This window comes from Arthrobacter sp. P1_D4 (genome assembly GCF_056406115.1).
The window spans coordinates 44,855-58,221 of sequence record NZ_JBFUAU010000001.1; the positions used below are offsets into that span (position 1 = coordinate 44,855).

At 69.1% G+C, this 13,367-nt stretch carries 12 protein-coding genes; 4 read left to right on the forward strand and 8 right to left on the reverse strand.

Annotation, left to right across the window (positions count from 1 at the left end):
- The first annotated feature begins 60 nt into the window (after window positions 1-60).
- A complete protein-coding gene (locus tag AC1D0A_RS00220; RefSeq protein WP_243182137.1) occupies window positions 61-753 on the forward strand; it encodes a GNAT family N-acetyltransferase in 693 nt (230 codons plus the stop codon).
- 142 nt (window positions 754-895) lie between these two features.
- The gene (locus tag AC1D0A_RS00225; protein WP_243182138.1) at window positions 896-3,322 is read left to right on the forward strand and encodes a DEAD/DEAH box helicase; all 2,427 of its coding nucleotides are present in this window, start codon (window positions 896-898) and stop codon (window positions 3,320-3,322) included.
- Window positions 3,323-3,506: 184 nt separating this feature from the next.
- On the opposite strand, the gene AC1D0A_RS00230 is transcribed toward AC1D0A_RS00225, so the two are convergent.
- The 8 genes from AC1D0A_RS00230 to ssd all read right to left on the reverse strand — a co-directional run bounded on the left by AC1D0A_RS00230 (window position 3,507) and on the right by ssd (window position 11,080).
- Window positions 3,507-4,022 carry an Rv3654c family TadE-like protein gene (locus AC1D0A_RS00230; protein WP_476944927.1) on the reverse strand — a complete coding sequence of 172 codons (516 nt, stop codon included), beginning with the start codon at window positions 4,020-4,022 and terminating at the stop codon, window positions 3,507-3,509.
- Entirely contained in the window at window positions 4,019-4,489 is a 471-nt protein-coding gene (locus tag AC1D0A_RS00235; protein WP_476943138.1) for a TadE family type IV pilus minor pilin, read from the reverse strand. Before AC1D0A_RS00235 ends, AC1D0A_RS00230 begins: the two co-directional genes overlap by 4 nt.
- Window positions 4,486-4,812: a DUF4244 domain-containing protein gene (locus AC1D0A_RS00240; RefSeq protein WP_439954156.1), complete on the reverse strand. Its 327-nt coding sequence runs from the start codon at window positions 4,810-4,812 to the stop codon at window positions 4,486-4,488. The genes AC1D0A_RS00235 and AC1D0A_RS00240 overlap by 4 nt, the downstream gene beginning before the upstream one ends.
- Before the next feature lie 254 nt (window positions 4,813-5,066).
- Entirely contained in the window at window positions 5,067-6,773 is a 1,707-nt protein-coding gene (locus AC1D0A_RS00245; protein ID WP_243182141.1) for a hypothetical protein, read from the reverse strand.
- 339 nt (window positions 6,774-7,112) lie between these two features.
- Window positions 7,113-7,715, reverse strand: a complete 603-nt coding sequence (locus tag AC1D0A_RS00250) for a type II secretion system F family protein (protein ID WP_476944928.1) — start codon at window positions 7,713-7,715, stop codon at window positions 7,113-7,115.
- 16 nt (window positions 7,716-7,731) lie between these two features.
- Window positions 7,732-8,466 carry a hypothetical protein gene (locus AC1D0A_RS00255; RefSeq protein WP_043437054.1) on the reverse strand — a complete coding sequence of 245 codons (735 nt, stop codon included), beginning with the start codon at window positions 8,464-8,466 and terminating at the stop codon, window positions 7,732-7,734.
- A 161-nt stretch (window positions 8,467-8,627) separates the two neighbouring features.
- Window positions 8,628-9,968: a TadA family conjugal transfer-associated ATPase gene (locus tag AC1D0A_RS00260; RefSeq protein ID WP_476944929.1), complete on the reverse strand. Its 1,341-nt coding sequence runs from the start codon at window positions 9,966-9,968 to the stop codon at window positions 8,628-8,630.
- Window positions 9,965-11,080, reverse strand: coding sequence for a septum site-determining protein Ssd (gene ssd, locus AC1D0A_RS00265; protein ID WP_476944930.1), 1,116 nt, complete (start codon window positions 11,078-11,080; stop codon window positions 9,965-9,967). The genes AC1D0A_RS00260 and ssd overlap by 4 nt, the downstream gene beginning before the upstream one ends.
- A 134-nt stretch (window positions 11,081-11,214) precedes the next feature.
- Here ssd and AC1D0A_RS00270 point away from each other — a divergent pair, with 134 nt between their 5' ends.
- Both AC1D0A_RS00270 and AC1D0A_RS00275 read left to right on the forward strand, forming a co-directional pair.
- A complete protein-coding gene (locus tag AC1D0A_RS00270) occupies window positions 11,215-12,957 on the forward strand; it encodes a bifunctional 3'-5' exonuclease/DNA polymerase (protein WP_476943135.1) in 1,743 nt (580 codons plus the stop codon).
- Window positions 12,958-13,099: 142 nt separating this feature from the next.
- Window positions 13,100-13,360, forward strand: coding sequence for a YegP family protein (locus AC1D0A_RS00275; RefSeq protein ID WP_308197265.1), 261 nt, complete (start codon window positions 13,100-13,102; stop codon window positions 13,358-13,360).
- Window positions 13,361-13,367: the final 7 nt, after the last annotated feature.

A 13,367-nucleotide genomic window follows, 5' to 3' on the forward strand; every position in this document is an offset into this window, starting at 1 on the left:
AAGCGGCTTCCCCCGACCCGGCCCCTGTTGCTTGTGGCACTGCTGGAATACGCTCATCACATGAGTCTTGACGCCATGGTTGAAGACACCACTCACCTGCTGGAAATCTGGGTTGCCGGATGGGCCGGCTGCCGCGGATATGAGACGCGCAGGGAGGGCAGGTTCCCCGCGGCCTTTCGCGGTGACACCACCCACGAATGGGAGTACTTCGCCTACGATCCGTCCGACGCGGAGTTCGAGGCGCTGGCGGCAAAGACGGCCGAAGCGCCGGCCCGGGTCCTCACCATCCTCACCAACGATGCGGCCCGATACACCATGCTGGGGCAGCGGAACGGGCTGCATGTCACCTCGGCCTCCCAAACCATGATGATCGTGGACATGGAGACCCAGGATTCGGAGGACCCCTGGCTTTCGGACGACGACCTCAAGCTCGAGACGTCCCGGACCGACGGCGTCCACCACGCGGTGGTCAGCGCCGGCGAGGACGTCGCCGCGAGCGGACGCGTGTTTGTGGTGGGGCATACCGCCATCTTCGACAACATCGTGACGTCAGAGGCCTACCAGCGGCGGGGGCTGGGCAGCTTCATCATGAAGGCCCTGGCAGCCCAGGCGTTTGAACACGACGTCGACTCCGGGCTGTTGCTCGCCTCGCTGGACGGTCAAAAACTCTATTCGCACCTCGGCTGGCGCGAGGTGTGCCACGTCCTGATGTTGTCGACGTCCGATGAAGGGGCCGACCTGTCCGTGGGCTGAGGTGCCGCGAGCGCCGGGCGTCCGGCGGGCCTGCGCCCGGGGCAACGCGTGTGCCGGGCCGAGCCGCAGCGCCGAAGCCGCAGCGCGTGCCGGGCTGCGTGCCGGGCGGGGGCGATTTGAGGGCGGATGAAAGAATATGTGAGTGAACCCGCATGAGTCCTTGATTCCGTTGCTGGGCCGAGGTCCGGACCCGGAACAGCTGCGTCATGTGCGGACGATCCCCGCCCGCCAGGCCGTCAATGCACCATGGCCACAGTGGTCCCACCCGGATCTCGTGGCAGCTTACGGTTCCCTGGGCATCCACGAGCCCTACCTTCACCAGGTCCGGGCCGCCGAACTGGCCCACGGCGGAGAGAACGTGGTCATTGCCACCGGCACCGCGTCAGGAAAGTCCCTGGCGTATCAGCTGCCGGCCTTGGACGCGATCCACCGTTCCGAGCTCAGGGTCCTGTCCGATCCCGGGAAAATCCACGACGACGGGGCTGTGACCCTCTACCTGTCCCCGACCAAGGCGCTCGCCGCCGACCAGCTGGCAGCGATCAGGGCACTCAAGCTCCCCACAGTCCGGGCCGAAACCTACGACGGCGACACCGATCCCGCGTCCCGGCGGTGGATCCGGGACCACGCGAACTTCATCCTCGCCAACCCGGACATGCTGCACTTCGGCATTCTCCCGAACCATGCCTGGTGGGCCAGGTTCTTCCGGCGCCTCCGCTACGTGATCGTGGACGAAGCCCACAGCTACCGCGGCGTCTTCGGCTCCCATGTGGCAAACCTCATGCGCCGTCTGCGTCGGATCTGTGCCTACTACAGCCCGGGCGGCTCGCATCCCGGACCGGTGTTCATCGCGGCGTCCGCCACGGCGTCTGAACCCGGGCAGTCCTTCGGCCGGCTGATCGGCGCACCCGTGCAGGCCGTTTCCGAAGACAGCTCGCCCCACGGCTCCACCACCGTGGCGTTCTGGGAGCCGGCACTGACCGAACTCCGGGGCGAGAACGGCGCCAAGGAGCGCCGGACGGCAGTCGCCGAGACCGCCGACCTGCTGGCCAACCTGGTGTCCTCCCGGACCAGGACCATTGCGTTCATCAAGTCCAGGCGCGGGGCAGAGTCGATTTCCTCCATCGCCAAACGCCTCCTCGACGAGGTGGATCCCAGCCTGCCGCAGCGTGTGGCCGCGTACCGCTCGGGCTACCTGCCGGAGGAGCGGCGGGCCTTGGAAAAGGCGCTGCGCTCGGGTGAACTGTTGGGCGTCTCGAGCACGTCCGCGCTGGAGCTGGGCATTGACATTTCCGGTCTCGATGCAGTCCTGGTCGCTGGCTGGCCGGGCACCCGCGCGTCGTTGTTCCAGCAGATCGGCCGCGCCGGCCGCGCCGGCCAGGACGCGATCGCAGCCTTCGTGGCCAGCGACGACCCGCTGGACACCTACTTAGTGAACCACCCCGAGGCGATTTTCGACGTGTCGGTGGAGGCCACGGTCTTCGATCCCTCCAATCCATACGTTCTGGGCCCGCACCTGTGCGCGGCCGCCGCGGAACTGCCCCTCGGGTTCGCCGAACTGGAGCTCTTCGGGGCCACCGCTGAGAAGCTGCTGGACCGCCTGGTCCTGCAGGGCTACCTGCGCAAACGGCCGGCAGGATGGTTTTGGACCCATCCGCAAAATGCCGCAGCCATGGTGAACCTCCGGGCCGACGGCGGAGGTCCGGTGAGCATAGTGGACGCGGAGACGGGCTCCTTGCTCGGCACCATGGATTCGCCGCAGACCCATTACCAGGCCCACACAGGGGCCATCTATGTCCACCAGGGCGACAGCTACGTGGTCGAAGACCTGAACGAGGACGACCACTGTGTGGTGGTGCGGCGGGCGAACCCGGACTACTACACGACCGCCCGGGACGTGACCCAGATCGAGGTCCTCGAAACGCAACGCACCACCCAATGGGGCGACGTGGCCGTGCATTTCGGCGATGTGAAAGTGACAACCCAGGTGGTCTCCTTCCAGCGCAAAGCGTTAATTTCGAACGAGATCCTCGGCGAAGAACCCTTGGAATTGGGCGCCAGGGACCTGTTTACGAAGGCGGTCTGGTTTGTAGTGGACAACCGCTCGCTGACCGGCGCGGGGCTGATCGAGGCACAGTTCCCCGGAGCGCTGCATGCTGCCGAGCACGCCGCCATCGGACTCCTTCCGCTTGTGGCCTCCAGCGACCGCTGGGACATCGGCGGAGTGTCCACGGCCATCCACGCCGACACCGGAGTGCCCACCATCTTTGTTTACGACGGCCATCCCGGCGGGGCCGGCTTCGCCGAACGCGGCTACGACAAGGCGAGGTTGTGGCTGACCGCCACGCGCGACGCTATCAAGGCCTGCGAATGCGAGTCCGGCTGCCCCTCCTGCGTCCAGTCACCCAAGTGCGGCAACAAGAACAACCCGCTCGACAAGGACGCCGCCGTCACACTGATCGATGTGCTGCTCCAAGACGCCACCGACCTCATGCACGCCGGCAACCCCGGCACAACGGCCGCCGCGGCCGGGGCCCCGGACGATCAGCCCGCCCAGCCGCTCCGCGCCTGACCACGTCTCAGCGGCCGGTTCGTGGGCGGCGGCCGTCAGGCAGGTTCGAGGGCGGCGGCCGGCGGGTTCGTGGGAGCCGGGGCGGCGGGGCGGTACGTTCGTGTGAGCCGGGCGTCGGCAGGGCGGCACGCCAGGCCTCAGACGGATGCGCGGCTTCTGGCGACCGCCGGAGTTGGTGCATCTTTCACGGTGCTGGCCCGTTCCCGGCCGCAGGGGGCGGTCCGGCCCTGGCCAGTCCCGTGGCCGCCCCGAGGAACGGTCCGGCACTGAACTCCGTGCGCACCTGAACGGTGTCGTCCGGTCCTTCAGCACAGGCAGCCAGGGTGGCGCTGTTCTTCAGCGCGACCTCTCGAGCCACAGCGCAGGGCTCGCCGGACGTGATGCCCCGCGCGGCATCCGCCGCAGCCAGCGCCGCCAGATCGGCGGCCGCCGCAGCCCTCGATGCCGCGACGGCCGATTCGGCCAAGAGAAGCAGCAGGGCCAACGCCATGATGACCACCAGCCCGAGTCCCAGGGCCAGGATGGTCCCCGACCCCCGCTCTGAAGACGTACACAGGTGCCGGGCGTGGGCAGGATCCGTGCCCCGGTGTCGCGGCCCGCGGGCCCGGGCACGTGCACGGACAGGTGGAGGTGCAGGCGCAGGCGCAGGCGCAGGTGCAGGTGCAGGTGCAGGTGCAGGTGCAGGTGCAGGTGACATCATGTGCCGCCCTGCCACGGAGAACGGGAGACGCCATGCAGTCCGGGCTCATCCAGCCCGGGCCGTTGTGCCGCGCCGGGGGCCTCCGCACGCGCCCACGCGCTGGCGCTGAGGGCCCAGGGAACCAGGGAGCCAACGGCCCCGGGGACGCGGCCGGAAACGGTGACCCTGTGCCACTCACCGTCGTGCGTCACCTCTGAGTCCGCCGTGTCGCCGGCGAGACGGCGGACAATCTCACCGACTTCGCCGGCCGCGGCTCCCCTCGCCACCGCCCGGGCACCGCCGCGGGCCGCTTCCTCAACGCGGAGCTGCGTCACCCCGGCCGCCGAACCCGCGAGCAGAAGGGAGAGCAGCAGAACGACCGAGGGCAGCGCGACGGCGAACTCAGCCGTGACGGCCCCGCGGCACTCCGCCGTTGGCGGCGACGCTCTCCGGCCGCCGCTCCCCCGGGGGCGCCAGAGTCCGTTCATGGCAACGTGAGCGCCGTCCGGATGAGGTTCAGGAGGAACCCGCGGACCTCATCGCTGCGCATGATGAACACGAGGACCCCGGCAAAGCCCACGGCGGCCAGCGTTGCGATGGCATATTCAGCGGTAGCCATTCCCGCCTGCGAGGCCGGCGGCCCTGTGCGTCCCCGCGGTTGAACGGGAACAACCGAGCTGGCGCCGGGGTAGATCTCATAGACCTCCGCAACGCCGCCCTCCCCTGCTTCAATGCGACGTGCAGCGGGGGTGTCCTGATTTGTTGACATCTGCTTTCCTTCCACGGGACACCGGCGTGATCGCCGGCTGATTCGACTCTCCCGGCTTGCACGTCGCGCCATAAGCCCCGATGGCAGCTAAGTGGAAAACGTGCCCGAATTTGCCGTGGTGGCGGCCTGTGGAGGAGAAGTGTCTGGCCCTTTCCGGGCGGCCAACGGACGTCCAACGCAGTGCCCGGCCCGCCGGCGTTTCGCCCGGACCGAGACAGGGCTGAACCCGAGGGGCTGCGGTCCGTACTGCGACGACAGCCTCTCGGGTTCAGTTGGTGCGGGTCACCCGCGCGTTCCTAGGGGAGGAAGTATCCCGCGAGGTCGGCGATGAGGTGTGAGGACCCCGATGAACGGTTGAACAACGTCACCTTTCCGTCTGAGCCGACGGGGACCGAGACCAGGTTCGCTACAGTCTGTCGGGCCGAGAAGTTCAGGTTGGACGCGTCCGGACGGGTCGAGCCGGACGGGTAGGCGGTGATGTAGCCGATGGACGGGGGCGCCACGACCGTCAGGTTGAAGACAGCCCCCAGGACGTTCGCGGGGATTCCCGTGGTCCCGGCAATCTGGAAGGACACTGTGGAGTCCGGGCGCACAGCCGCTGCGGGGCGTGTGTCGAGGATCCTGGATGGGCCCGTGGCCTTGAACGCACCGGTGGCCGTCGGCGTGCCGCCGAGGTAGTAGCCGGCAACGTCTGCGATCAGGTGCGAACGTCCGAAGGAACGATTGAGCAGCGTGACTCTTCCGTCTGCACCGATGGGGACCGTGACCAGGTTCGGCACTGTCTGCCCTGCGTTGAAGTTGAGGTTGGACGCGTCCGGACGCTTCGAGCCCGAGGCATAGGCCGTAATGTATCCGATCCTTGTTGGCTCCGTCACGGTGAGGTTGAAGACCACGGCGGAGGCAGTTGTCGGTATGCCGTTGGTGCCCCTAACCAGCAGGGACACCGTGGCATCCCCTGCAAGCGCCGCCGTGGACCGGGTGTCCAGCAGCCGCTTTGGCGCGAGGCTTTGGAAGGCACCCGGCGTCGCCGGCGTCCCCGTGACGTAGTAGCCGGTGACATCGGCGATGAGGTGGGTCGTGCCGGAGGATCTGTTGAACAGCGCCACTTTTCCGTCCGCACCCACCTTGACCGTTACCAGGTTAGGCACGTTTTGGTTGGCACGGAAGTTCACATTGGATGCATCCGGCTTTGTTGTCCCGGAGGGGTAGGCGGTGATGTAACCAATGGATTTAGCCTCAGTGACGGTCAGGTTGAAGACGACCGCCGCGACATTTGCCGGGATCCCATTAGCCCCTGCAACCTGGAAGGAAACGGCTTTATCGGCACCCACCGGCACCGTTTTCCGGGTGTCGAGGAATCGTTGTGGGGCAATCGGGGCAAACGTTCCGGGCAGCTGGGCGGCCGCCTTTCCGGCCTTGATAACGACGTCGTCAATGAAGCTGTCGCCTGCCTGCCGCCGGTGTTCGGCACCGAGTTGCATCTTGGTGACCGCGGTAAAGCCCGTGGCGATCTGCTTGCTGGAATACAGGAGTTTGCCGTCGAAGATCACCTCGACCGTGGAAGAGGCCCCATTTGCGACGACGTGCGTGACGATATGGTGCCAAGTGCCGAGAGGGACATTGACTTTCATCGGGGTGTAGCGGAGGGTTCCGTCGGGCGCCGCGACCCGCAGCCACATTGGGCCGACGCCGCCGTTGGATCGGTAGACGTCTATGAACCGGGTAGTCCCGTTGAAGAAGCGGAAGTACGGGACGTTGTTGCCGGCGACGCCCTCTTTGGTGATGTTGAACCAGCCGTCGGCATAGACCTCGTTGTTTCCGGCAGGAAGTGGTGCGGAAAAATTGGCCACCGACCCGGCATCCGTGGTGACGTGAACATAGGCTGAGCAACGGCCCGAGTGCTGCTGGGCCGAGGAGACAGCGGCCGTTCCTGTCCCGGCGGTGAATGCGGCGGCGAAGCCTGCGGTGGTGAGGCTTCCGGACTCGAAGTTCGTGGCAATCACCGTCTTGCCCGGGTATTGGTTGGTCGGTTGGGGTGCTCCCGGCTGACAGGTCGGTACTGCGGCGGACGCCGGACTGGCACCGACCGCCAAACCGGTCAACACTAGTAGGTTGAGCGCTGCAATCACGCCCACTTTATACAGTCGAATCATTGATCTGCCCCCCTGGCATGGCTCCCAGTTAGTACGAGACCCCGGATACCCCGGGATTCGAGGCGCCAAGGAGGTGCTGTGAGAAGCCGACGCACGAGACCGCTCATACTCCGACGGTGCCTGCCCCAAAGGTATCCCCCAGCAACTTGAATAAACCTTGGGCCCGGGGTGATCCCCGGGCTGCCGGCATCACGCCGGAAGCAGCCCGAGGAGCACGGGCACGACGCCGAGGCAGACGAACGCCGGCAGGGAGCACAGGCCCAGCGGCACCACGAGTTTCACCCCGAGCGCGGCCGCGCGCTGCTCGGCGGCCCTGTTGCGTTCGCGGCGAAGCCGGGCAGCCTGGGCATAGAGGAGCGCTGAGGAGGGGGCGCCGGTAAGCGCAGCGAAGGAAAGAGCGTCGCGCAGGGCCTGAAGTTGGGGCGCCCGGGCACCGGAACTGCGCCATGCCGTGCCCCAGTCCGCACCGATTGCGAGGGCTGACACAACCGGCCGAAGCTGCCGCCCGAGTTCCGGTGGCATGAGGGCGGCCACTAGGTCGAGGGACCGGCCAAGTCCGGCTCCCGTATCCAGCATGGCGCCGATCAGTTCCAGCATCATGGCGGTGTCCCGCAGGCCCTGGAGGCCGTGCCGGCCGGCGTCGTGGACCGTCGGGCGCCGGGCGGCCCCGCCAGCAGGCGCCCGAAGCTGGCGCCGGAGCCGCCGGCGGACACGGCCCGGGCGGGCGAGGACGACGGCGGCTGCCCCGGCAAGGCTCGCTGCCATCACGAAACCGGCAAGTTCGGGCCTCACGGCGACGACCGCGGCGTCACGTTGGTGCTTCCGCCGCGGCGCGGACGAGCCTTGCGGACCACAACCGGCCGACGGCGGTCAGCGCCACGCCTGCGGCCAACGCCGCCAGGCCCCAAGGATTTCCCAGCAGTGTGGCTACCGGGTCCACGCCGAGCAACAGGCCGAGGCCCAGGCCCGACAGGGGCAGCCAGGTCAGCAGACGAACGGTTGCGCGGGGCCCCGCCAAGGCCGTCTGCCGAGCCGCCTCGGCGTCGTCCTCCGTTTCAAGGTGGGCGGCAAAGCGCGCCAGGACATCGGCCAGGGGGCAACCGCTGGCTTCAGCGGTGTCAAAACATGCGGCGAGCTCGCCCCACACGCGCACGTCGCGGCGGGCCCGGATGCCGACGGCACCCCCGGTGACCGTGATGACGGCGCCCGCACCGGCAGAAACCGCGGAGACCTCGCGGCGGATGGCCGCGGCCACGGAGGACCCGCGCCGGGCGGCGGCACGCGCGGCTGCGAGGATCCTGCGGGACTCCGGGCCGAGGACCGTTCCGGCGCCGTTTGCGCCGCGGGGCTGGCCGGCGCTGTGAACTGCCGCCTGGGCCGCCGGCCCGTCCCGCGCGGCGTCACCGCCGTAGAGGGCCCACAGTTCATCCCACAGCCGGGCGGGGATGCGCCCTCCCTTCAGCAGCGCGGCCAACTGTTGGACCAGGACTGTCATGGGGACGGCCCCGGCATCGGCGGATCCCCCGCCGCGCCAACGGGTCATGTCCCCGACGGCTCGTCCTGGGCGTGATCCCGGCGACCCGTAGGCCGCGGGAGCTCGCGTGCCCGCGGCGTGCAAGGCCCTGCAGGTACGATGGCCGGCCGCGCGCGGGGTGGGAAAGGCCAACCACACGGCCAGGACCGAAACGACGATGAGGAAGACGGTCATCGCCGCGGCCAGGGCTGGAGGGATTCGCGGCCGGAACCCGGCGTCCGTCCTGCCGGCGGGGCCGCCTGCAGTTCGGAGGGGTCCGCCCCGGCCAACCCGGGATCCAGGCCGAGACGGCGCGCCAGCAGCGGCCAGGCTCCGCCGAAGCGGAGCTCGCGCTGTTGGATCTCCAGTGCGGCGGCGACAACCAGGCCCGAGTCTTGGACCTCCATGATTCCAACGCTCGCCACTTGGCGGCCCGATTCAGTCCGCTCGACGTGCACGACGACGTCGATGGCGCTGGCGACCTGCAGCCGTACAGCGTCCTGGCCCATGCCGGCGAGCGCGCCGAGGGCCGCCAGCCGGGCAGGCACAGCCGCCGCCTCATTCGCGTGGATGGTCCCGCCGCCTCCGGTGTGTCCGGTGTTCATCGCCGAGAGCAGCTCGCGGACCTCGGCGCCGCGGCATTCGCCCACCACCAGCCGGTCCGGCCGCATCCTGAGGGCCTGGCGGACCAGTTCGCCCAAGTCGACGGCACCACCGCCTTCCAGGTTTCCGTGCCGGGATTCCAGCGAGACGACGTGCGGGTGGACGGGATTCAATTCTGCGGCGTCCTCAATCAGGACGAGTCTCTCCCCCGGGTGGCACAATCCCAGCAGCGTCGCCAGTAACGTGGTCTTCCCCGAACCGGTGGCCCCGCTGATGAGGAAGCTCAGCCTGGCCGCCACCATGCGTTCGAGTACTGACTGGACCAGGCTCCCGGGCGTCCCGGCCCCGAACATGCCGGCGCGCTTCAGCTCTGGCATGGAGAAGACCGTGGCCCGGCGGATCCGCACGCTCAGGAGTGTCCCGGCCGTGGAAATGGGCGGCAGCACCGCGTGCACCCGGTAGCCGCCGTCGAGCCGGACATCGACGCATGGCGAACCGTCGTCCAGGCGGCGGCCACCGGCTGCCACCAGCCTCGCGGCAAGGGCGCGGATCTGCTGTTCCCCGGAGAAGAAGACCGGCACCTTTTCCAGACCGCTGCCGCGGTCCAACCAGACCGAGTCCGGCCCGTTGACAAAGATGTCTGTCACGGCGGGATCGCGGGTGAGGGGTTGCAGGGGGCCCAGGCCGTTCAATTCCGCGCTGATGCTCTCCACTGCGGCCAGGGCGCCGGCCGTGCCGAGCAGCCGCCCGCTCGCCTGGACCGCAGCCGCGACCCTTGAGGGGGTCACCGGGGAGGCATCGGCCATGACGGACTCGCGCACGGACTCCAGCAGCGTCTGGTCGAGAAATCCCTGCGAGCGGCGGCGACCCGGTGCCCGCCGGGCCGGACGTTCCGGTCCGGCCGGTTCTGCGGCCGCGTGGGCACTCATGGGTCGCCTCCGCCGTTCAGCTCAAGGAGTCCGGCCGCGAACCGGCGGACGGCGCGGTGCCGGCCGGTTTCGAGAAGGCGGCCGAGTTCCGTTGCCCCGGCCAGATCCCTGATGTCCGGCATGATGCCCTGAAGGACAAGCCCCACGGAGCCGGCGATCAGCGGCGCATCCAAAGCGGCGCCGCGACTGGCCCGGACCACGAGCGCAGTGTCCACGGGTGGAAGCTCCTGCAGCAGCCAGGCCGTGGCGACGGCGGCCCGCAGCCGGGCGGGCGCCACGACGATGATCCGGTCGCATTCGCCGGCGAAGGCCCGCAAAGCTTCCCGTTCCCGGCCGATATCCAGCACCACCAATTCGCAGCCGCGGCGGGCGGCGTCAAGAACCGCGGCCACGGTGGTCGCGTCCACCCCGGCGGCTTTGTCACGGGTTCCCGGCCACGATAGGAAGGAGAATCCACCGGCGATCGGCAGCGACTCCTCCAGCTGGGCGGGGTCGATACTGCCGCTCACCCCGGCCAGATCCGGCCAGCGGAGCCCGTGGGTTTCCTCGGCGGCCAGCGCCAGTTCCAGGCCCCCGCCCCGGGGGTCGCCGTCGATCAGCAGCACCCGGATCCCGGCCCCGGCGGCGGCCTGCGCGATCCAGATGGCGGCGGTCGTGGCCCCGGCACCGCCGCAGCCGCCGGTGAGACCCAGCACCAGTCCGCCGGCTTCCGGGGCGCGGGACCGGCTCAGGTATTCCGCCAGCCAGGCGGCCGCGTCCGGCAACACCGCGACGCGTTCGGCCCCGACGGCGGCGGCCAGATGCCATAACCCTTCCCCGTCACCTTCGAGGCCGATCATCACGGCAGGGGGCCTCCGCCGGGGCGGCAACCCGCGGATGTCGCTGCCCACCAGCACGGCGGCCGCGGCGTCCCAGAACGGCGCGGCCTCGGCAACGTCCTGCACCGTCCGCAGCTGGCCCCCGGCTGCTGCGACGATGCGTTCCACCTCGCCGCGCAGCACATCGGCGCCGGTTACGAGCAGGATTTCCGCGGAATCCCCGGGGGTCCAGGGCTCATGCGCCCGCGGCGGCGGTGGCGGTGAGCCTGGACCACGGTGCTGGTGCCTGTTCATGCTGCCACTGTGCCCGGGCCGGGACCGCAGCGGAACCGCCGTCGTGGGCTATGTGGACAACTCCGGCGTCCTTCCTGCACCGCGGCCGGCGACCGAGCACGGACCACGTCCCGGAGCAGGGCAGAATTGACCCTATGTATCTGCTGCTCGCTGCCCACGCCGACGGCGCGGCACTGCAGCACCTCACGGCCGATGGCGCCCCCGAACCCTCCGATCCGGAACCCCGCGTGGTCAGGCCCGGCGCCCTCGCCGGAATTGTGCGCGAACTTGAGGAGCGGCACCCGCGCTGGATCTGGCACCGTACTCAGGACTGGTATCCCGCGTTGCTGCGCGCCGGGGTGGAACTCGAGCGCTGCTACGACCTCACCTTGTGCGGTTCGATCCTGGCCCACTCGGAGTTCACCGCCCACACCGGCTACGCGCAGGCGGCGGAGAAGCTGACACAGGACGACGAGCTGCACCAGCCACCGCGGGGGCTGCAGCCTCCTGCCCCGCCGCCGGAACAAGGGGCCCTGTTTGATGCCCCGGCCTCCGGCCAGCGTCCCGGCCAATCCCTTGAGGCTCTCCGGGCTGAGTACGCCGCGCAGCAGGAGGCCCTTCGCCAGGCGGGACCTGCGCCCGGAACCGCCTCCGGCACGGTCATCGTCCCTGACGCCGGCCGGCGCCAACGGCTCCAGCTGCTGCTCGCGGCGGAATCCGCCGGAGCCATGATCGCCGCCGAAATGCAGCACACCGGCGTCCCGTGGCGGGAGGAACTCCACGAGCAGATTCTCGCGGAACACCTCGGACCCCGCCCGGCTCCCGGTCAGCGTCCGGCCAAACTCGAATCGCTCACGGCCGAACTAAGGCTGCTGCTGAAGTCGCCCGCGCTGAACCCGGACTCCCCGCAGGAGCTCATGCGCGCCCTGCACCGCAACGGCATCGAAGTGAAAACCACCCGCCAATGGGAGCTGAAAGAATCCAGCCACCCCGTGATCGTGCCGCTGCTGGCCTACAAGAAGCTGGCCCGTCTTCACGCGGCCAACGGCTGGGCGTGGCTTGATACCTGGGTGAAGCACGGCAGGTTCCAGCCTGAGTACGTGGTGGGCGGCGTGGTCTCGGGCCGGTGGGCGTCGCGGGGCGGCGGGGCGCTGCAAATCCCGCGCCAGGTCCGCGGCGCGGTCCACGCCGATCCCGGCCACAAACTGATCGTTGCCGACGCCTCGCAACTGGAACCGCGCGTGCTCGTGGCGCTGGCCCAGGATTCCAAAATGGCCGAAGCCGCCCGGGACAAGGACCTCTATGCCGGCATTGCCGCCCAAGGCTTCGGCGGCGACCGGGCGAAGGCGAAGGTGGCCCTCCTTGGGGCCATCTACGGGGCGACCACGGGCGAGTCCGGCCGGCTGATGCCCCAGCTGGCCCGCACCTACCCCCGCGCCGTGGGCTTCGTCGAGCAGGCTGCCCGCGACGGCGAAGCCGGCAGGACCGTGACTTCGCGCCTGGGCCGGAGCAGCCCGCCGCCGTCGGAGCGCTGGCTGCAGAGCCAGCACTCCACGACCGCGGAAGAACAGCGCCGGGCGGACTCGATCGCACGCTCTCGCGGCCGCTTCACCCGAAACTTTGTGGTCCAGGGCTCGGCCGCCGACTGGGCGGCATGCTGGCTCGCGGAACTGCGACGCCGGCTTCGCGCCATACGGGCGGAAGGCGCAGCTGCCGGCGAACTGGTGTTCTTCCTCCACGACGAGGTGATGGTGCACTGCCCCGAAAGTGCGGTCGCAGATTGCATCAAAGCGATCGAAGACTCCGCAAATGCCGCGAAAGAGCTCTTGTTCGGCCGCATTCCGGTGGAATTTCCGGTCAGCGTGGCCGTCGTCGACTCGTACGACAACGCCAAATGAGTGACCGAAGTCACCGCCTGTAACGTACCCGTCGGTAGCGTTGTGTGTGCTCCGTCACCGGGCTACTCTCGGAAAGGCCGGTGATTTCCCGTACGATCCGCCGGCTATTGCAAAGACGCAAGGATATTGGGGAGGCACAGGTTTGGCTGGCATTTTTGAGATCGCGCAAGCTGGCGACAAGGCTTATTTCTTCAGGTTGACGGCGGCGGATGGCACGGTAGTGGCCGTGTCCCCGCTCTTCAGCTCCATCAAGAGCGCAGCGGCGGGCATCAACGCCGTGCGCGAGAACGCCGCGACCGGCCTGGTTGTGGATCATTCCGGCGCTCACAGGCGGGTCGCCTCCAGCAGGTCGGGAGGACGGGCGATGGCTCCTCTGGCGGGCAGCCCGGTGGCTGCCGGCTAGGCGGCAG

What these genes read in the sequence shown, in the direction of transcription:
- AC1D0A_RS00220 (WP_243182137.1), top strand. Translation starts at nt 61, where the DNA reads ATGAGTCTTGACGCCATGGTTGAAGACACCACTCACCTGCTGGAAATC.
- AC1D0A_RS00230 (WP_476944927.1), bottom strand. Translation starts at nt 4,022, where the DNA reads ATGATGTCACCTGCACCTGCACCTGCACCTGCACCTGCACCTGCACCT.
- AC1D0A_RS00235 (WP_476943138.1), bottom strand. Translation starts at nt 4,489, where the DNA reads ATGAACGGACTCTGGCGCCCCCGGGGGAGCGGCGGCCGGAGAGCGTCG.
- AC1D0A_RS00255 (WP_043437054.1), bottom strand. Translation starts at nt 8,466, where the DNA reads ATGACCCGTTGGCGCGGCGGGGGATCCGCCGATGCCGGGGCCGTCCCC.
- AC1D0A_RS00260 (WP_476944929.1), bottom strand. Translation starts at nt 9,968, where the DNA reads ATGAGTGCCCACGCGGCCGCAGAACCGGCCGGACCGGAACGTCCGGCC.
- ssd (WP_476944930.1), bottom strand. Translation starts at nt 11,080, where the DNA reads ATGAACAGGCACCAGCACCGTGGTCCAGGCTCACCGCCACCGCCGCCG.
- AC1D0A_RS00270 (WP_476943135.1), top strand. Translation starts at nt 11,215, where the DNA reads ATGTATCTGCTGCTCGCTGCCCACGCCGACGGCGCGGCACTGCAGCAC.